Origin of the sequence: Rhizobium sp. CB3060 (assembly GCF_025200735.1) — a bacterium.
In the GTDB taxonomy this organism is placed as follows: domain Bacteria; phylum Pseudomonadota; class Alphaproteobacteria; order Rhizobiales; family Rhizobiaceae; genus Rhizobium.
The window spans coordinates 36,627-56,684 of sequence record NZ_CP104160.1; the positions used below are offsets into that span (position 1 = coordinate 36,627).

General features: G+C 55.6%; 15 protein-coding genes and 3 pseudogenes. 6 read left to right on the plus strand and 12 right to left on the minus strand.

The window, feature by feature from the left end:
• The first annotated feature begins 472 nt into the window (after positions 1-472).
• The 3 genes from N2601_RS29735 (at position 473) to N2601_RS34285 (ending at position 4,030) form a co-directional block, all read left to right on the plus strand.
• Positions 473-2,230 (plus strand): ATP-dependent nuclease, encoded by a 1,758-nt coding sequence (locus N2601_RS29735; RefSeq protein WP_260305584.1) that lies wholly within the window; start codon positions 473-475, stop codon positions 2,228-2,230.
• Entirely contained in the window at positions 2,217-3,635 is a 1,419-nt protein-coding gene (locus tag N2601_RS29740; RefSeq protein ID WP_260305586.1) for a UvrD-helicase domain-containing protein, read from the plus strand. Before N2601_RS29735 ends, N2601_RS29740 begins: the two co-directional genes overlap by 14 nt.
• A 161-nt stretch (positions 3,636-3,796) precedes the next feature.
• Complete coding sequence (locus tag N2601_RS34285) at positions 3,797-4,030, plus strand: hypothetical protein (RefSeq protein WP_445945062.1); 234 nt, start codon at positions 3,797-3,799, stop codon at positions 4,028-4,030.
• A gap of 20 nt (positions 4,031-4,050) precedes the next feature.
• Here N2601_RS34285 and N2601_RS34290 read toward each other — a convergent pair whose 3' ends face one another.
• The 7 genes and pseudogenes from N2601_RS34290 to N2601_RS34295 all read right to left on the minus strand — a co-directional run bounded on the left by N2601_RS34290 (position 4,051) and on the right by N2601_RS34295 (position 9,720).
• On the minus strand, positions 4,051-4,356 hold the full coding sequence (locus tag N2601_RS34290) for a hypothetical protein (RefSeq protein WP_445945063.1): 306 nt from the start codon (positions 4,354-4,356) through the stop codon (positions 4,051-4,053).
• Positions 4,357-4,514: 158 nt separating this feature from the next.
• On the minus strand, positions 4,515-5,258 hold the full coding sequence (locus N2601_RS29755) for a 2OG-Fe dioxygenase family protein (protein ID WP_260305587.1): 744 nt from the start codon (positions 5,256-5,258) through the stop codon (positions 4,515-4,517).
• The gene (locus N2601_RS29760) at positions 5,255-6,493 is read right to left on the minus strand and encodes an argininosuccinate synthase-related protein (protein ID WP_260305588.1); all 1,239 of its coding nucleotides are present in this window, start codon (positions 6,491-6,493) and stop codon (positions 5,255-5,257) included. Before N2601_RS29760 ends, N2601_RS29755 begins: the two co-directional genes overlap by 4 nt.
• Positions 6,494-6,496: 3 nt before the next feature.
• On the minus strand, positions 6,497-7,351 hold the full coding sequence (locus tag N2601_RS29765) for a DMT family transporter (RefSeq protein WP_260305590.1): 855 nt from the start codon (positions 7,349-7,351) through the stop codon (positions 6,497-6,499).
• A gap of 793 nt (positions 7,352-8,144) precedes the next feature.
• Positions 8,145-8,297 (minus strand): annotated as a pseudogene (locus tag N2601_RS34170) (transposase domain-containing protein); the annotation flags it as partial.
• A 7-nt stretch (positions 8,298-8,304) separates the two neighbouring features.
• Positions 8,305-9,272, minus strand: a pseudogene (locus N2601_RS34175) (methyl-accepting chemotaxis protein); the annotation flags it as partial.
• A gap of 16 nt (positions 9,273-9,288) precedes the next feature.
• Positions 9,289-9,720 (minus strand): protoglobin domain-containing protein, encoded by a 432-nt coding sequence (locus N2601_RS34295; RefSeq protein WP_445945064.1) that lies wholly within the window; start codon positions 9,718-9,720, stop codon positions 9,289-9,291.
• A gap of 103 nt (positions 9,721-9,823) precedes the next feature.
• Between N2601_RS34295 and N2601_RS29780 the strand changes: the two genes are divergently transcribed.
• Complete coding sequence (locus tag N2601_RS29780) at positions 9,824-10,855, plus strand: IS110 family transposase (protein ID WP_260305595.1); 1,032 nt, start codon at positions 9,824-9,826, stop codon at positions 10,853-10,855.
• 375 nt (positions 10,856-11,230) lie between these two features.
• Here N2601_RS29780 and N2601_RS29785 read toward each other — a convergent pair.
• From N2601_RS29785 to N2601_RS29795, 3 genes and pseudogenes are all read right to left on the minus strand, one after another.
• A pseudogene (locus tag N2601_RS29785) lies at positions 11,231-11,439 on the minus strand (thiolase family protein); the annotation flags it as partial.
• A gap of 47 nt (positions 11,440-11,486) precedes the next feature.
• Complete coding sequence (locus N2601_RS29790; protein WP_260305597.1) at positions 11,487-12,254, minus strand: SDR family NAD(P)-dependent oxidoreductase; 768 nt, start codon at positions 12,252-12,254, stop codon at positions 11,487-11,489.
• Between the two features lie 21 nt (positions 12,255-12,275).
• Entirely contained in the window at positions 12,276-12,518 is a 243-nt protein-coding gene (locus N2601_RS29795) for an AMP-binding enzyme (protein ID WP_260305598.1), read from the minus strand.
• Between the two features lie 581 nt (positions 12,519-13,099).
• Here N2601_RS29795 and N2601_RS29800 point away from each other — a divergent pair.
• Entirely contained in the window at positions 13,100-14,146 is a 1,047-nt protein-coding gene (locus N2601_RS29800; RefSeq protein ID WP_311319470.1) for an AraC family transcriptional regulator, read from the plus strand.
• Positions 14,147-15,165: 1,019 nt separating this feature from the next.
• Positions 15,166-16,302 carry an acyltransferase family protein gene (locus tag N2601_RS29805; RefSeq protein WP_260305599.1) on the plus strand — a complete coding sequence of 379 codons (1,137 nt, stop codon included), beginning with the start codon at positions 15,166-15,168 and terminating at the stop codon, positions 16,300-16,302.
• Positions 16,303-16,818: 516 nt separating this feature from the next.
• On the opposite strand, the gene N2601_RS29810 is transcribed toward N2601_RS29805, so the two are convergent.
• Positions 16,819-17,169, minus strand: a complete 351-nt coding sequence (locus N2601_RS29810; RefSeq protein ID WP_260305600.1) for a DUF3088 domain-containing protein — start codon at positions 17,167-17,169, stop codon at positions 16,819-16,821.
• Between the two features lie 1,630 nt (positions 17,170-18,799).
• The gene (locus N2601_RS29815) at positions 18,800-20,053 is read right to left on the minus strand and encodes an APC family permease (RefSeq protein WP_445945065.1); all 1,254 of its coding nucleotides are present in this window, start codon (positions 20,051-20,053) and stop codon (positions 18,800-18,802) included.
• Positions 20,054-20,058 lie beyond the last annotated feature (5 nt).

Genomic DNA, 20,058 nt, shown 5'->3' on the forward strand with positions numbered 1-20,058 from the left:
CGATGGATACCGCGTTGTCTATGCAATTTCGGCGTTTGCCGCCTGAATTCAGTCGAAGCAAGGCATGCGACGTTCGGTCATCAGGGTGGTTCGGCATCACGGCGAAGCGGAATCAAATGACAGGATTCAGTGAAATCCAAAATCGGCGTGAGTGACCGCGATAGGGTCGGGAACCCGCCAATCGGCATTGCGCCCCCTGTCGGTCATAGCGGTAGTCCCGGCCCCCCCAAGAGCTTAATCGTGCTGGTGACGGCGTGACATCTGTGCACGAGACAGCGGATCCAAGCTCGACCGCGAATTAACGTTCGGACTTTGGGTCGGAAATGGCGAGTTCCCGATCTATCCTTAGATCATCACCAGCACTGCCATCGGGCATAGGCAGTTGGAAAGAGGATGAGCATCTAAACTCTTGCGGCATTTCGGTTTGACGTCGCTACTGCCTCAACTTAACCTAGAAGAGGGGGCAAAATATATGCGCGTCGGCTACGTAGAAATTGAGAATTTCCGAGGGATAAAGCAACTACGGTGGGCACCTGCAGCCGGGGTAAATTGTCTGATCGGTCCAGGAGATTCCTGTAAGACTACGATTTTGGATGCCGTCGAACTGGCGCTTTCACCGCGCCACACCTTGAGCTTCGACGATCTGGATTTCTTTGGAGGCGAGTTCAATAAAGCCACCAAAATCATTGTGACTTTAACTGATCTGCCGGACGAATTCATTTCGGATGCGACGTATGCTCGGTATCTGAGGGGCATCTCTGACGATGGAAAGGTCGTCGACGAACCGCCTTTACCCGAGAATGGCCGACATGCCTTATCAATCATGCTCAGCATTGATGAGGGCCTTGAGGGAACGTGGACGCTTTGGAACGAGCGTGTTGCTGCGGGCGACATGAAGGAGCGCTCGCTGACTTATGCGCACAGAGCAAGCGTTGCCCCGGCTCGCTTGGGTGTCTATGCGGACCGGCATCTGAGCTGGGGGCGGAATTCCACACTTGCCCGCATGAGCGAAGGAGCCGCGGCCACCCAGGACATTCTCGCCCGTGCCGGCCGACTTGCCCGCAATCATTTCAAAACCGAGGCGGCGGCGCTTTTCAAAAGCAGCCTCGAGAGCGTCAAGCTGGCTGCCAAGAAGGTGGGCCTCGCACTGCCGGGTACGATCGCTGCCGGTCTGGACGTCCAGAACCTCGCTATCACAAACGGAAGCGTCGCCATTCACGATGGGGAAGTTCCCCTTCGTGCGTTGGGCATGGGGTCGTCAAGGCTACTCGTCGCGGCCCTGCAGGATTACTCCAAGGCGTCCTTATGCCTGACCATTATCGACGAAGTCGAGCACGGGCTCGAGCCTCATCGGATCGTTCGCCTGCTCAAGCACCTGAAGTCGAAGGACCGTGTAAGTCCTCAGGTGTTCATCACTTCGCATTCGCCCATTGTTATCCGCGAGCTGAGTGTTCACGATCTGCATGTCGTTCGCCGCGCCGAGGACGGTAAGGTGACGGTTCGGCCTGCCGACAAGAAATATAGCAAGCGGGATCCCCAGGCGCCCCCTCGTTCGATGCCTGAAGCATATCTGGCTCCCACAGTGATGATATGTGAGGGAAAGACCGAAGTCGGCCTCCTGAAGGGACTGGATGATTATTGGGTCGCCCAGCATCTCGACAATCTGGCTCTCAAGGGCATCGCGCTGGCTGACGGGGGCGGGGTCGACAATGCTCCGGCGCTGGCGGGACAGTTCTGCGGCCTGGGCTACCAGGTGGGCTTACTGTTGGATTCCGATCAGGATCCTGGGGACACCGAGATTCTTGGCAAGTTGGAAAAGGCCGGTGTCACCGTGTTTCGTTGGGATAAGGGTTGCTCAACGGAAGATGTCCTGTTTCACCAGCTGCCCCTGGCCGCCGTCGAGAGGCTCTTCGATTACACCCTCACCTTCCTCGAACCGACAGCTATTCTCGACGCGGCCAACAAGCCCCGGCAAGCGGATGATCGCTTCACTTCCATCGATCAGGTCAGAGCCCGCCTCAGCGACGCGACCGTTCTCGACGCCTTGGCAGCTAGGGCGAAGGGGAAGAAGAAAAAAGACAGCGAGGACCTGCATGGAGCTTGGTATAAGGACATCGCGAAGGCGGAGCATATAGCGCAAAAGATCCTCGGCCCGCATCTTAAGGACGCGCACAAAGGACTGCAGGATAAGGTGAGCGCTCTTCGGAGCTGGATCGATGGCCATTCCTGACCGGATCCGGACGGCCCTGCAAGAGAAAGCCAACGGCTCGGTGGTGGCACCGGCTGGCTACGGCAAGACGGAAACCATCGCCGACATCGTAGCGGAAACATCGTGCCGCTGTCTGCTGCTCACCCATACCCTCGCCGGCGTCGACGCGCTCCGAAAGCGCCTCCGGGAAAAGGGCGTGAGGTCCGATCGCTACCAGCTCGAAACAATTGCCGCCTGGTCCTTGAGATACGCGGCCGCCTATCCGGTCACGTCGGGTTTCCCACGACTGGTAACGCCACGGGGGCATCAGTGGTCAACGGTCTACGCGTCCACGCGGAAGCTGCTCGACGGGCGCTCGATCGACCGGGTGATCCAGGCATCTTACCGCCTCGTTCTCGTGGATGAATACCAGGACTGTAGCGCTGACCAACACGCGGTCGTGGTGCTGTTATCCAGACTTGTCCCGACCCTCATTTTCGGAGATCCGCTGCAGGGCATCTTCGATTTTGGTGGCGAAGCAACCGTGCGCTGGCAGGAGGACGTACTGCCGCCCTTTCCTGAACTCGACGAGCTGGGCACGCCTTGGCGCTGGAAAAACAAAAAGAATGATCCTCTTGCCGAATGGCTTCGAATCGTGCGGGCCGACCTACTCGCAGGCAAGGCGATCGACTTGCGCAAGGCGCCGGCCTGTGTCCAGGTTCACCACCTGGACGAACCCGGGCGGTTACGGGCCTTGGAGAAAAAGGTCTGTGGCCACGGTAGCCTGTCAGACGCCAACCGGCTCGCCATTATCGGCTCGAAAAGCAGCGAACGGGTGCGTGCGGCATTGGCGAAGCGGGTCCATGCTCAAAACGTCGAGACGATCGAATGCAAGGATTTGCAGACAGCCTGCTCAACGATTGAGGCAACGGCCGGCATTGATCGCTTAACGTTCGTGATGGGACTGCTCCAACGGTCGATTGTCGGGGTGAACCAGACGCCTTTCCTACGCCGGATAAGTGAAATCCATGGCGGCAAGCAGATCCGCAAGCCCCTCACGGCGGCCGAAGCCGCAGCCTTGGCGATCGTGACGAGTGACAAGTTGGAGCCGGTCATCGCGCTGCTAGACGAATTCCGGAAGGGGAGGCGTACGTTCCGCGGTGAACTCGTCTTTGCGCTCCGTGAAAGCCTTCAGCTGCGCTGCCTGCCCGGAAGCCCGTCGCTGCTGGAATGCGCCTGGCATGTGCAGGAACGCCGGCGCCATGCCGGCCGACGCCATGGCTATAAGATCGTCACCAGCACCCTCCTCGCGAAGGGCTTGGAGTATGAAAATTCGGTGGTTTTCCTGACGGAGCCCGCCACGAAGGAAGATATTTATGTCGCGTTGACCCGAGCGTCGCGCCGGATCGACATTGTAACGGCCTCTCTCGATCTCTCAGCCAAGTGATTGCGTCCACTTGCCGTGATCACTCACGCCAGAAGCAGCCAGTCCGCATTCGGCCTCATATCAGCCATTCCCGAGGGCAAGTAGCTGCCTCTATACGGAAATTCAGCGGGAACTTATCGGCCAAATGACGGGGTCGGCCGAGTCCTTTCAAGGCGGCAGAAATGGACATCTATTCTGGCGGTGTAGGTCGTCGACACCGGTTCATTCATTCGGCCAAGATCAGCAGCTTCGCCAACATGGCATTCCCCATCTCATCATCGTCGGCTGCTGAAAATACCTGCATCGGATCCACGGCCCGCTACGGCATGGAACTCGGCTATCACGTGACCTCTTTCGCAACGCGACCCCGGACCTTCACACACGAGATGATGCAGCCGCCATCGTCGATCGGGTAAAGATCCATCGCCGAGGCAGCTTAGCGGGTGCGGCGTTGTCGTGCCGGAGCACTGACGATAGCATCTTCGGAGAGAATGGGTGTACCAGATCTTGCCATCCGGCCACACCATGATTTCCAGCACTCTCCGGCAATCTTCTTCATTTCGGAAGGCCAGCTCATTTCTTCAACGGTCCGGATGTTGAAAAGCGTTGCGAGCAGCGTTTCAAACATTCCCATCCTTCGGATCGCAGAGATGCCCGTGGGAGGCCCTTGACCGTAATCAATTGCTGTTTGTTGGTTATAAGGGCCGCGTTTGATAACACGCTCTTGTTGCTCAAAATGCAAGAAATCTATCCTGCATCGTTGTTTTTTGCACCGGGAAAAGCAGAGAGGATCTCACGTTCAATTTCGTATTCAAGCTCATTGAAAATGGCTTGGCGCTCTTGGCGTCAGGAACGTTCGCTACTCCGATTTTCGCAACGTGCTTAGGTTCGAGACTTGATTCATAGTTTCTCGAAGGCGATGACAAGGACGTCACGATATGCGAACGGCATTTTCGGATTGTCGGTCACGATCGATGATACATCATGAAACGTCTTGCGGTCGTTGCAGATCACAAAATCATTTGGAAGGTTCATTTCGACATCGCCGAGGAACCGCTTTGAGGCATCAGTAATCGTGCTCATACCGCCGGTCACGTTAACCCGCGCGATCATGTACGAAACGATGAAATCCACCCCGTCCTGGTGAAGGCCTTCGGGTGCTGGTTTGCCGTTTACACCGTCGCGTGCAACAATCCGGTAGGGATGAAGCTTAATATTCCAACGATCATGTCCTGCGGTTTCACATAGAATTCTGCAGAAACCTGTCAGAATCTTGTTTAAGATGGGATGATCTATAAAGGATTGTTCAAAGGGCTCGAAGTAGCGCTTGAAGCCGCCATTCAAGTGGTTGATGGCTTTCGATTGCTCGTAAGGGGCATGCGGAAGGAGCCGGAAAATTCCCTCCACTGCGTCATATTCAAACGCACCATAGCGCCGGTAGCGATAGGTCCCACCGTCACGCATGTATTCATCGAGAAGCAGTCGATTCCAATGGTCAGCCAAGTTGTTCCAGCCAGCATCAATTTCGATGCCGAAGCCGGCTTCGCTGCGTTCACCTCTCGAAAACCACCATCCATTTGTCGCCAGATGATCAGTGCATTCTTGACTGAAGCTGCATAGCCCCTGGGGTGCGACCTTTTTCATGGGTGTCTCCCGTCTTGGCAATGGCGAGGGGGAAGTTTAGAGGACGCTTGATGCCTCGCGGCTTGGTGTTCCCAAAGGTGGCGGTCCGTAATGTATTTCGGTGTGCTGGCTATGATGGACCGAGGCAAAAAGCGCGTGTTGTCGACTATGTAGCTGACGCTTCCGCTGACGCCCTCGAGTGCGGACGCTATGGCCCGATCGCACATCCTGTGAATAGTACTGCCCCATGCACCTGAAACCGCCTCCTGGGACCAGGCTTGCTCAAGCCCTTGCTTCAACACGATTGATCCGACGCCAAGGGAAGCGGTCTCGAGGTGCCGCAGCGCGTCCATGATGATGGCCGCCGCGGGCGCCTCGCGGACCTCGAGAACCTTTTCACCGGTTGAGATGTGTTCGAGCCCGACAAAGCGGCCGTGTCCGAATTTACCAACTGTTTTATTCAGGAGCGGGATTGTGTCGATCAGTGCAATGTCACGGTCGTCAATTGAGACGAGATTTCCGTCAATAAACCCCAGTTTGATCTCTACCGGCTGCTGCGCGGCAATGTTACGCGTCCACTCAAATGCCTCTTCCGGGATAGAAAAGTTTTCGGGATCGTCCAAAGGCCCAGATTCGAATTCCCGGCACCAGAGGTTTTCGTCCCCGCTCCACGTGCGGTCCGTCACAAAAGTCAGTCCGAACTTAGAGAGGGCGGCGGCCTTCTGCTGCCGGGAAATCACCGAGTATTCATACGGACTGCCGAAGCTACCGGAAAATCCCGAGCGCTTGATGCTATTGTTAAGGCGGGGAAGGCTATTCTGCGAAAGATTTGCTGTATGAAGAAGTAGCCGTGAGCCGATTGACGTTGCATAAGCAACAATCAACGAGGCGATTATAGGACGGCTCAAAGAACTGCTTAACGGATAGCTGGCAAGGTACTTGGCGTGGGCCCGAATGGCGGGTTTCACGCCTTGTTCGACAAAAGCTTCCCGCCCTTCGAGACAGACAAAGCGCGCGCCGAACCTTGCTGCCGTCTGTTCCAGCAAAGGCTTGTCGATGGACGTTCCGACATCGGCGGCGACAGCTTCAATATTTGCAAAGCCAAGGCTTTGCAGCTTGTAGAGAAGGTAGGTGCTGTCGAGACCGCCGCTGAACATGGTTGAAACTGGTGCGTTTCGGTCCGGAAAAGCCTCCAGATCTTCGAAACTCAAAATGCCGCCGACAGATGGTTTGATCGAAGTTGAGACAAGGTTCATTTGTCAGGTCCTACTTTCAAAAAAGATGCCGGCAGAGGTTCCGGCGAGGATGAGGCCGGCACCTATCACGCCCGTTGCGGTCAATGATTCTGTCAGGAGAAGGTGCGCAAGGACGAAACCAAAAAAGGGTTCTGTTCCCATCAGCAAACCAACCCGTGTCGGCGTCGATTTTCTGACCGCGGCGTTTTGAATGTAGAATGCACCGATGGTGCAGAAGAGTGAAAGGAAAGCGACAGCGCCCCAAAACTGAAGGGTGGCCTTCACAATAAGGCCGTAGATTCCGAATTGATCGACGGCCAAAACAAAAGTGAGTGTTGCCACCGCCGATCCCTGAATGGCCGTCAGTGCCGCAGACGAAATCTGCCGGCCGACCAGAAGGCGTTTGGTGGAAACGGCCATAATCGCTCGCAGTATCGCAGCCCCCAGCACCAGCGCGTCACCCGGACTGAACTTGCCGATCCCACCAGTGAGAATGCCGACACCGATGCAGGATATCGCAGCACTTACCAATATGCCCGTAGGTGGAAGTCGCCCCGATAGCCCATAGTCAATGATCGGCGTGAAAATTACACAAAGCGAAATGATCAAGGCTGTGTTCATGGCGCTTGTTGATGCAACACCGTAAGTTTCAGCAATAAAAATCGAAAAAAGTATTGTTCCCAGAACGATGCCACGGATACAATCGCCCCCAGAGATCAATGCGATCTCATGTCTTGCCACCACTGTCATAAAGATCGTGGTAATGAGGAAACGATAAAGAATGAGGATCAAAACCGGCGCACAGAATAGTGCGCCTTTCGCGACCGGATAGCTCGCGCCCCAAACGAATGCGACACCCAGTACGGCCAGGTCGGTCAAGAAGGATGGGGTCGGTGACCTCCTGGCACTTTCGAAAACGTTCACGTTCAAGTAGCCTTTGTGCTGGCCATCATCCATCCCACTGTGCAGAACGAGTGCAAACAGATTAGGGCGGTCCACCTAACGTCGGCATCGCGGAACCGTCAGACCTTGCTCGAGGCGCTGATCGATGTCCTACCCTTGGACCTCATTAAGCGGCGGGACAATCGAGCTACTTGTTGTCCAGTCGTCGCCCGCGTCGCGAGATTTTGGCGTCCCCACATGCAGTAGGGGATTGTTTAGTTACAAGTTCGGCCACGCCGATTGCAACCGAGGGGCGGATCGCATGCGCAGATCTTGCAGTAGCGACTGTTGGAAGCTGTTCATGGAGGAACTCCTGCAGGTTCGTGCCGTATGGTATTTGTGATTCAACGAAGCAAATGCCGTGCCAATCCACAAAACCATTTTTGGACAACATGATCGCTTTAATAGGCAGCGTTTCATACCCAACATTGTCAGAAGGCCGACAATGAGTCCGACTGCCGGGCATGCAACCGAACGCTGTGATCCTGTTATCCGGACAGGTTTCCCGCTGCAGCCCGGCTTGGCAATTCATCAGGGGCCTGTCGCAAATGAGAAGTCGAAGGCAAGATGGCTTCCGGCTCGCGAAGCGGTCCGAACGAGGTCGGTGCGGTCTCTAAGCCTCGCCCTGATGCAGCTTGACCGTCGCGCGATTTTCGATGCGTATTGACGGATGCGGCACCGAACCGCCCTGACAACGGTTGAGATATCCAGCTCTATTAGGCCGCAGATTTTTTGGAAAGTTGAACGGTAGCAGGTCGACCATGTCGGCGGTTTCGTCGCGCTGCGGCAGCTCAGTTTGCACATGGCGCAGCCAGGTGAGTGGGTTGATCCCACAGGCGCGGCACGTGAGCATCAGACTGTAGATCACGGCGCTGGCCTTGGCTCTGAGCTCAGGGGCAGGCCAAGGCGGGTGCCGGTGGCTGGGCCAATTTGCCCCACAGTCGCGCATCAGAGGTTCCACTGCTGCCAGCCAGGTTAAACTCGCTCAACATTTGCGTAATCCGGCCAACTTCTCGAACAAGGGCATGGCTGGCACCGGTCGACTCTTCGACCATTGCGGCATTCTGCTGCGTGCTCTGATCCATAGCGTTGACAGCCATGTTGATTTCCTGGAGGGCGGCCGACTGTTCACGGGCCGCCTCAACGCTCGCGCTAATATGGCGGTCGATTTCCTTGACCTCGTCGATGATCATGGTGAGAACCGAGCCGTTTTCGTCAACCAGGGCGACACCCGCCTTGACCTGTTCGCCGGAATTATTGATCAGCTCTTTGATTTCCTTTGCTGCCTTGGCGGAACGCTGAGCAAGTTCCCGCACCTCTTGCGCCACGACCGCGAAACCCTTGCCGGCATCCCCCGCTCGGGCCTGCTTCCACACCGGCATTCAATGCCAGCAAGTTCGTTTGGAAAGCGATCTCGTCAATCACACCAATGACGTTCGAAATCTCGCAAGATGAGCTGTCGATTGTGCCCATGGCGGCGACTGCCTGACGGACGATCGCACCGGATTTCTCTGCACCGATGCGCGCCTTCGTAACAAGTCGGCCCGCTTCTTCCGCGCGCCGACTGGAATCCTTGACAGTTGTTGTGATCTCCTCCAATGCTCGCAGCGGCCTCTTCGATCGAGGCTGCCTGCTGTTCGGTCCGCCTGGCAAGATCGTCTGCAGCGGACCGAATCTCCTGCGATCCACCATGAGTCTGTGACGCTGCCCGGTCGATCTGCTTGATCGTGCCGGCTAGCTGTTCGAGGGCATTGTTGAAATCATTGCGTAAGTCATGATAGGCATCCGGCAATTCGTCGTTAATGCGATAACTGACGTCCTTGCAGACGATGGCGGTCATCGCCTTGCCAAAACAGTCACAAACTAATTTCTGTTCAGCGGCAATCGCCTCCGCCGGCGCTTTCGGCCTCGTCGATATAAACGGATATGGCGAGATCCATGTCCAGCATGACGGCTTTTACTAGGCTCGCAAGCGCTTTGCCGAATTTGCTGGGTTTCATTGCCCCTTTCGAGAAGAGTCCACCCCTCGGAAGCGATTCTTCGACAGCCCTGCTGATGAGATGATCGAGAACGATGGCGTAACCGCCGATGTACCATTGTGGTTCGAGCCCAATCTGTGCATGAACCTTGCCAATCGTGCGAACTTTTCCGACGTAATCTTCATTTAAATTGCCATTGGAAATGTTCTCCCAATGCCCTAACTGCGCGCCCTTCGCCCGCGCGATATGCTCGTCGGAGGAAAAGAATCGTTTGACCTCCGGGGTCCTGCGAAGTTCGGCGTAGAATTTGTCGAGGCCTCGTGGCAATTCGCGTTCAACGAGATGGGGTGGTTGCCGTCCTCCTCAGGCGGCATCGCAATGTGCCAATGATATGGTGTCTATAACCACCGATCGGAAAAGGACGGCAACCATGACGAAGGAAATGATGGTTGGGGTCGATCTGGCCAAGAATGTCTTCCAGCTGCATGCCGCATCTCTGACGGGACATCTTCTGTTTCGTAAGAAGCTCTCGCCGGAAGCGTTTCGGCGATTCATGGCTGAGCATTCACCGGCAATCGTAGTGATCGAAGCTTGCGGGAGCGCGCATTACTGGGCTCGCGAGATGGCCAAACACGGCCATGAGGTAAAGCTGATTGCTCCTCGTTACGTCAGGCCGTTCGTAAAGCGCCAGAAGAACGACACTGCGGACGCCGAAGCAATCGTGATCGCGGCCCAGCGCCCGGAAATGCGTTTCGTCGAGCCGAAGTCTGCAGAGCAGCAAGGCAAAGCGATCCTGTTTCGCGCAAGGGAGCGACTTGTCCACCAGCGCACCGAACTGATCAATGCTCTCCGGGCCTATCTCTATGAATATGGCTATGTCGTCCCACAAGGGACACGTCAGCTCGGCAGGATCGAAGATATCCTGAATGCACCAAACTGCGATTTGCCCGACCTTGTTCACGAAGAGTGCCGCTCGTTGCTTGAGCAGATCGCTGAGAAGACGATCCGTATCGAAGCCCAGACCGGGAAGATCAAGAAGTTGGCAGCGGAAGCGGACACAGCGCGACGCTTGCAGACTATCCCCGGAGTTGGTCCAATGACTGCTCTCGCCGTCGAAGCCTTTGCTCCGCCAATGGAGATCTTTCGATGCGGCCGCGATTTTGCAGCCTGGCTCGGTCTCGTGCCACGCCAATTCTCGTCCGGTGGGAAAGAGCGGCTCGGACGCATCTCCAAGGCGGGTCAAACTGATATTCGTAGACTGCTGATCGTCGGAGCGATGTCCCGCCTGAATTGGCTGAGCCGCCAATCGATTGTGAATGGTTCGTGGCTTGCGCAGATGTTGATGCGGAAGCCACGAATGCTTGTGGCGATTGCGTTGGCCAACAAGATGGCGAGGACGATCTGGGCGATGATAGTCAGGAAAGAGGATTACCGGGTTCCGGCAGAGGCAACTGTAGTTTGATCAACGAGCTACGCAACGCTTAGGCCGGATAAAAGGGGTGAAAGAAGGCGACGACCTGAATGGGCAAAATGATCGAACAGACTGGGTCAGGAAAACCAGTCAAAACTGATGAGCAAAAAGCTCGACAACGAGATTTGGACCTGACCCGCAGATCACCATACCGGCCAGCGGCTTCTGGAAATGCCGTAGATGAAGGCCTTACAGAAGAGCGCCCTCGATCACTCGTACATTCAGATAAAACCCTCTTGCATCCCGGGCGGCAACCACAGAAGAAGTTTTCAGCGAGCGAATGCTGGCACGGGCCTGCGCGTCCAAGCCCATGAAATCCAGCCGGCAGTCGATGTTCTGATTTTTTGATGGCGTTCGGCTTGGCCCTCGGGCCGGAGCCTGCCCCAGTCCGGCCGGGAGTACGCACCCCATGAGGACTTCGTCCACTAAGTCGGCCTGTATTCCCGTAGCCGAAAGGGCGCCATCAATGGCAACGACCCGAAGTTCCATAAGGCCACGTCAGAAAGGTTCCCCTGGAGCACCCCCATCGGCGTTCTGACGGCGCCTACGATTACGACTGGGTCGCTGTCGTTCATGTACTTTCGCCCGAATTGCGAAAAGGGAACTTTGTCGTAACGTGACTTCACCGGGGGGCCATTCGTAAGGCACCATCCAGCCGTATGACTACCCCATTCAGCATCTGGTTCTCGACAACGTGGCGCACGAGGGCTGCATATTCTTCCGGCCTGCCAAGGCGCGGTGGGTAGGGCACAGCGGCTCCGAGCGCGTCTTGCACCTCCTGTGGCATCCCTGTCATCATCGGCGTTGCGAAAATTCCCGGAGCAATGGCGACGACCCGTATCGAATGTCGGCCAAGTTCTCTGGCTGCTGGTAACGTCAGCGCCGCCACTCCACCTTTCGACGCTGCATATGCTGCCTGACCGATTTGGCCCTCGAAAGCCGCGATCGATGCCGTATTGATGATCAATCCTCGCTCTCCCCCGTCACCCGGCGCCTGCCTGGTCATAACGTCTGCCGCTAGCCGGAGAGTGTTGAAGGTTCCCACGAGGTTGACGGTGACCGTCCGCGAAAAGGTGTCGAGATCATGAGGACTTCCCCGACCGACAATTTTCTCGCTCGGCGCTATCCCCGCGCAGTTGACCAATATATCGAGCCTACCGAACGTGTTGCGCGCGGCTGCGACCGCTGACGCAACGTTCTCCGCGCTGGTCACATCGGCGATGCGGAACCGAGCCGCCATCCCCAAAGTGCTCGCCAAATCTCGGCCCGAGTCCTCCCTAGTATCTACGAGCATCACATTGGCACCATGACTCACAGCCATTTTCGCTACAGCGGCTCCCAGACCTGATCCCGCGCCGGTGATCAAAAAAGTCGCTTTCTCGAGTTTCATGCAAACCTACCTTGCTTTGTATCAAGTTTTTCGATTTCGGATTTGCAAAGTATGAAACGCCGTTATTTTACCGCTCTGTGTTTTTGGCAGTTCGGTCATAAATTCGATGGCACGCCGGAAGGCGTGGGCTGACAGGCCAGCCTTGACGAACATGGAAAGCTCTTCGGCTGAGCAGGTGACGCTGAAAACCCCTAGCACGACGCATGCATTAACGATCTCGGTCCGCTCTGGGCCTGGAACATCGGTTATAGCCCCCTCTGTCACCGCCGGGTGCTCAACTAGCGCACACTCGACGTCGAACGGCTCAATTAGGTATTTCGTTGAGCTTAAAGCGGGTGTGAGGTGTTTGTTACGATCAGTTTGCTTTGCTGGTTTTCAGTCTCTGCGCAATCGCTTTGGAGCCGAATATGGTAAAGAGAAGTTGATACACTGCTCCAAGTCGCCACGCGCTCAAAATGGTCGAGAGAGATTCCACGGTGCGGGTTACAAACCCGCATCTCCGGGACCAACCCCTTCATTGACGAACACGTTGGCAGCGCGCGCCGACACATCGCGCAGTTCCTCGAACGTATATGCGATTACTTTCTGGTCCAGAGATACACATCGCAGTGCAATCCTGTTTCCTCCCATGTGTCTGTCACAGCATGCCACGCAGGCGTTCACAGCACTATCGAGATCGCCTAAAAGATCAGCTTTCATAGGTACTAGCGCGAATTCCTTCGCGACCTGTTCATAAGACGGCCGAGTATTAGGGTATGGTTCCCATGGTCTCCTCCAACTGAACTCACACTAAGACGTCTCCTCCTAGTTCCGGCCCATTATCAGCTTAACACTCGTTGCAAACAATGACATTCGAAGTCATAAATTATGAGCGGATTTACAATTGCGAAAACAGGTGGCGGATGAATCGGCGCGTGATTTCCTGGGGCTTCGTGGAAGATGCCGTGGAATGCTTGCGAAACCGGGCTATCGATCCCGCCGAAGCTTTGAACAGGGCGCAAATAAGCTCAACATCTCGGGAAAAGGTTACAAGCATACAATATGGCCAGTTGTGGATTGAGGTGTCGCGGACGATCGAGGATGAGTTTTTTGGTCTCGGGGGAAGGCCTATGCGGCCAGGAAGTTTCAACATGCTTTGTCACGCGCTCGTTGGAACTGAGAACCTGGAACATGCAATTCGACGTGGGCTTAAATTCCTTGCAATCGTTCTTGACGACCCGGTCGGAGAGCTTCGGCACCGCAACGGCCTGGCCGAGATCACGCTGACCGACAAGATTGGTCGACGAAGCGCGTTCGCCTACCGCACCTATTGGCTTCTCCTCCTCGGAGTGACGTGCTGGCTAATTGGAAGGCGAATTGCCTTACGGCAGGTCGATTTTGCATGTACAGCACCATCGCGTGGTGCAGATTACCGACAGTTTTTTGGCGCCCCTGTGCATTTTGACAAGCCTTTCAGCAGGCTGACGTTCAATACATCTTGCCTATCGTTGCCGACGATTCGAAATGAGGCATCTGTAAGCGCATTTTTGAAAGGATCTCCGGCGAACATCCTAATTCGCTATAGACAAGACCAAGGGACTTCGGTCGAAGTCCGCCGGCTGTTCAAAGAGACGCCGACATCCCGATGGCCGGATTTCGATAAGCTTGCAGCTAGGATGAAAATGTCGCCCGCAACACTACGGCGGAGATTGCTGGGGGAAGGTCAGAGCTTTTCGGTCATCAGAGACGAATTGCGCTACAATCTCGCATGTGAGCTCCTCAGCGGCGAAGCTCACACTATCGCCCAGATTGCTTCACTTCTGGGTTATGCAGAATCCAGCGCGTTTCATCGTGCCTTTGCAAAGTGGTCGGGTAACACACCATCCGCGTATCGAAGAATGGCACTGGCATGAAACATGAGATGCCTCCGCTAAACAGGACCACAGTCATGAAGACGGAAACGACCCGCACATGCTGTACGCAATTCCATTCTCGCGAGGGACCTTGCGAGGAGGAAATGACGACGTGTTCGTGATATTTGAAAAATGCGCGCCGCGCTCCCGTAGTCGACCGAGATGCAGTTTGTTTGCGGTGCGTGACTCGTGTCCACAACGTCGACCTGCTCTCGGAAGTCCCTACAAACAAACGGCTGCCTTGCGCGTCGATCTCGAGGTGCAGGGCGTCGGCCGGTTGCCGCGCGAATTGTCGATCTACATGCCGACAAGGGAGCAGATGCAGGAGCGCGCGAAGCTCCTGCAGAAAACGCAGCGCTCGATCGCAAGGAGACCGGTAACTTCTCCGGGGTCGAGCACGGTTTGTCAGGCCGGATTGGTTCATAACCATCACTTTTGCTCAAGGAGGTAACGGTGGCGGTGGAATGGACGATCACGATTGAGGGGAAGAACGAGTTCGGCGACGTTTGCCGCCGGGAGGTGCGAATTGATAAGAGTTGGGAGCGCCTGTTCGACGGAGAGGTCGGCTTGTCGATCAAGAGGGCAAGCCGATGGCATCTTTGATGCGGCATGCACAGGTAGGGCGCGAGTTGCCCACGGCAAGCTGATGAGAAGAGCGGTGCGGCCGATATTCCCATATCGATTGCAGTAGTGTCGTATTTTGGTCATGCTCCGCAGTGCGAAGTCAGCTGCGCTGCGGAACTCTTTACCCTGCGATAAAAATAGAGCTACGATGAAAACCTTGCGTGAACTCGGTGTTAAAAAATTCCCGATTTCCCCTTAAATTTTGATTTTTCCTCTGTTCAAGCCAATTGTTTGAGCTTTCGAGCCGTCCGAAAGGATCGCCCGAACGCGAAGTGTCACTTTTCGCCCATTTTTGCTGCGCCGCCATATTCCCTTTCCAAAGGCCGCCCTAGGTTGCGTCTGGGAGCTCTGCTCTGAACGAAATAGCTGCAAGGGGGATGCAGCATGAAGGAAGGATGACAAACATCGTGAATGTGACTGCCAACGTGTCTTCGCGGATAAACCTCACGCGTATCGTGCTCATCTCGGGTATCATCTTTGTCCATATACCGTTCGATACAGGTACCACCCCGTTCAACGGCGCATATGGCCTTTTCGATTGGCTGCGGGTGCTCCTTTGTGACAGCCTGTTCCGCGTCGGCGTGCCCTGCCTGAGCGCGATTTCAGGTTACCTGTTGTTTCGACAAGGTACGACATCGCTGGACTATGGGAAGATTATTCGCCGTAAGACAAAGACAATCATTCTACCTTTCATGCTGTGGAACAGCGCATTCTTTGTGTCCGTGCTGATCCTCCAGTACTACGGAATTGGTGATGGCTATCTGCCTGATTTGTCGGAATCTACTTCGCATACGCTATCGACTCTTCTGTTCGCGATCGATGGCGCGCCGATCAATCTGCCGCTTTACTTCCTGCGCGATCTTTTCGTCTGCATCCTGGTGTCGCCAATTCTTGCCTTTCTCATCAACCGTGCGCCATTGCTCACATTGGTTTCCCTGCTTCTGCTTGCAGCTTGGCCGGTATCGATCGGCATCGTGCTGCGCAATTCTATCCTCTTCAGCTTCAGCTTCGGAATTTATCTCAGCCTCTACCGCGTCGATGTGGCGGTCATGGATCGCTATGCCGCGCTGATCGGTCCCGGCTTCATTGCGCTCGCAGCTGTTGTGGCAACCGCCGCCTATATGGCAGGACCCGGCTTGCCCTTGTGGCTCGAGGTTTGCCGCAATCTGATGGTGATCGTCGGCATTCCGGGATTCTGGGCGCTATCGTCGATCTTCATCCGCAGCCGCTTGGGGCAGAGGCTGGTGGAAACAGGCAGCCTTAGCTTCTGGATCTTCTGTGCGCATTATCCGCTGCTTTTCTATCTCTGGGTTCTTTGGAAACGTGGCGGCAGCGAGCTCTATCCGATTTTCTATCTTCTGACGGCGGCGCTTGCCTTACTGCTGCTGCCCCTGACGAATGGCGTGGCCCTTTCCGCCCTCCCAAGTCTCTATAAACTGCTGACCGGCAGCCGGACGCGCCCGCTGGCCGAGGCCAATGCCGTCCAGATCCGCGGCGCCGAAGATCGGCCTGCGCTCTCCGAGCAAAGGTGACGCCATGACGACGAGACCGGTAACCTCTCTGGGGTCAGGCCGCGCTCAGGAGGGGTGGCCTAGATTTGAATATTGAAGGCGCGTTCGTTTCTTGCTGTCGGAACAATAGCCTCAAGCGCTCGCGCAGTTCGCCGTTTAGCGCGGCGGTCCGGACCTGCATGAGCAGGTGCGCGCCACTCCAGTCATTGCCGGTAGTAATCATCTCATCCATCCAAGGGCGCGGCCCCTATAGCCGCGCCAGATAGACTGCGTCTCAAATTTGTTGATGAAGGTGCAGGCGTGGAGAACTGTCATAGCTTTCGAAGCTCTGCTTGAACAAGGGACCAACCTACTGCCAAAGGACTTCTTCGTTTCGTAAACGCGACGAGCACCCCACGGCTTTAGTCTGTTGATGGACGAGGAGCGTCCGCTGTTTCAGAACTTCTGCTTTGCGCGCTCTGGCATGAATGCGTCACGACACGAAAGTGGTGAAACTGTCCGGTTTTTGACAACGAAGTAAGAACTTCTTTTCGTAGGTCATGGATGTGGGAGCGGAAAGCCGTGTCGATCTGATAGCGCGGCAAGGATCTTGTCTTTCTCTGCGATGAAGGCGCGCCCCTCGTAAATCCCTGTTAGATGAGGCGAGCTGTCTCCCTCCGCTAATACTAGCAAGGGCACGGACTGGTTTTGCTCACCAGCAAGGGCGATGACACTTGGTCGGCGTCGCGGCCATTGGATGCGCTCGACATCAAGCTTCTTCGCCAAGTCTGGGAACGAGGCCAGCACCCCCTCCAGAAGGGCGCAGTGCCAGCAATAAAACTGCTGACCTGGATAAGCAGGATCGTCAAAGCCCGGGCGCAACAAGAACAGTCGGTCGCGGTTCGCCATTTCATTTCCCTTCCGATTTCAGTGCATTGTAGAGCGCTGTCTTGCCAATCCTGACGCGCGCGTTGGCCAGAGCGTCTCTTCTGAGCTCCTAGTCGGTCTTTATCAGCTCGCAATGGCGTGCGGAATCGAACAGATCGTTGGTCTAAAAAAAATGACGCGGGTCTATAACCGCATCAGTTGGTATCCGACACCGCTAGCGTTTTCCCGACCAGAGGCTGGTCGACTCGTCGTCGGGACTTGGGAGCCTAATGAGCATTGAAGGGTACTGGAGAACATAGCAATTTAAAGACCATGATTCGTTCTCCGGCGCTCGATGGGGCCAAGGATCCTCGTGGCGTCTGGAATGATTACAGATGCCGTAGTGGCCCACGAGGATACGACCTGAATTGGACTAAAATGGCATGACCGCCAGTTCGAATGCCTTCCAAGACGTCACCGTTACGGTCGAAACGCTGCCGCACGGCATTTTCCAGATTCAAATCATGAAGCAAAAAGCCACAAGGGCCATGTAAAACCGCCAGACGAGATCGCGAATAAGCGCGACAGATCGCTTCTCCATGGCGGCAGCCGCCATGACCTTGTTCCCCGCTGGCAAGTCTGCCAGTACCATCTTTCCATTGCGGCTCACCCAGCATTCTTTACGGTTGGCGTAGGCTGGGAGAGATCGTCGATGCAGCCGTAAATGGACTGCTCGTGTCTGAGCAGGCGTTTGAATTGAGCTATCGCTACGCTACAATAGCAGACCAGTTATTTCGCCTTCTTTGATAACAATGTTCGATCCATGTCGCTTGGGAGAAGTGACGGCCAGTGCATCATTCGGTACGGTGTCCTGTAGGAATTGTCCCGTTGCTTGAAGCGCTAGATCGCCAGCGGGAAATACCCAATTGATCCGCAGGGCAGGGCCGACGCGCTTTGTTTCCACCCAAACGGCGAGACACCAGCCGTGGATATCCATCGCCCCACGTCGGTATATTCCAGGCCCGTAGTGTTTTTCTGATTCTAGGGATGAGCACGGATGAGCAATATAGCAGGGCCGGCCAGGAGCGGATTGGAACGGCGCCACAACACGGCGTCGCCACGGGTTCCTCTCTGGCCGGTCCGCTTGCAACCATTATCTGTACCCAGACCTTTTTGTTTCGCGCGTGAAGTTTTACGTGGATATGACTGACTGTCGACGCGAAATCTCCCGGCGTGATGGGAAGTCCTCGAGCTGCACGAGCTGGGCAGACACATCAGCCTGGACCTGGCCCAGTCGTCCTCGCCAGAGCGACGTGCATAGGACTGATCAGGATGACGACGAGCGCGGCGTCGTGAAGTCGAGGAGCAAGATAACGCATGACGGATGCGCTCACTAAGATGATGGATTCGGCCTGACTGCCAGCATCCACCGCTAATTAACGGACCAGTTTGCCGGCGAATCCCGGCGGATGAAAGTTCTCTGAGCATGTTCTGAAGTTAAGGTGGCTCGATCGCAGTAATTGGCTTCAGATCGCATTATCTGTTTTGTTTTGGGTTGCCACATCGACGTGCTTTGCAAAGTTTGCCTGAAGATGGGGCTAGGAGGGCGTGATGCCAACGTTTTTGAAGGTTGCGGGGCCATCTTGCGAAAGCCCCGCCTGCGATTAGGGTTTTATGCTTCGGTCGAGATTGTTGGCAGCGGGCGCCTAAACACGCGCGTTTTCGCCAATAGGTACACGACGCCGATTAAGAGCCAGGAAAAGCCCAGTTCGATGGCGAGCTTGTCGAGGCTGTAGAAGAGGCTGGCGCAAAATAGCGCGCCGGCTGTGGAGATAATAATGAGGATTACCCGGCCGTTCCTTTCCTCCGCATTCTTCATCAGGTAGCGAACTACACATGCGTTTACTGCAAAGAACGCGGTGAAGGCACCGAAGTTGATGAACGCAGTCGACGTGGAGATATCGAACTTCATTGCGGCGAGCATGACTAGACTGACCAAGACAATGTTGGCGATCGGAGTCTTGAGGCGCGGGTTCACATAAGCGAACGGACTGGAGGGTATGACGTTGTCTCTGCCCATGACCAACAGCAGTCTGGAGGCGCTGGCATGGGCGCAAAGTCCAGCCGCAAAAAACGCGACCGCGACTACGATCGTGAAAACCGTCTTGAAAGCGGGGCCACCCACCTGGCCAACGATCTCGTATGCGGCGGTGTCGATGCTTTCGAAGGTTAGCGACGGATGCGCAACCATCATAAGGTAGGTGGAGACCATGAAGATTGCTCCACCGAGCAGAGTTGCTATCATGATGGCACGCGGAATCGATTGTCGCGGATTTACCGTCTCTTCCGAAAGAGTGGAGATCGCATCGAATCCAAGAAAGGAATAGCAAGCAACCGCGGCTCCGGCCATGATCATAGACCAGTTGGTTTCCCCGTTGGTAAAGGGCTTCGCAGATAGGATCCCGCCGTCTGGAGCATGCAGGATCGCGATCACGCACAGGTACCCAAGCATTGCCACCATCACGAGCTGGATCACCATGATCACCAGGTTGACGGTGTCCGTCAGCTTGATGCCAAGGATGTTGATGATGGTGGAAAGAACAGTGACAGCCACTACCCAGACGGGAAACGGGATACTCGGATCCAGCGTCGAGAGGCTAGTGGCAGTCAGTAGGCAAATAACCATCGGGATGAAGAAGTAGTCTAATAGAAGCAGCCAGCCGACAATGAATCCCGACACAGGGCCGAATACCTTGGAAGTGTACGTGTAGGCGGATCCGGCTACGGGCGTGCGGGCAGCCATGAAGCCGTAGCTTACAGCGGTGGCGAGCATCGCAACGGTCGCCACTACATATGCGGTTGCCACTGCGCCGCCTGTCTTTACGGCGATCGCACCGAACGTCGCGATGACGACCAGTGGCGACATATATG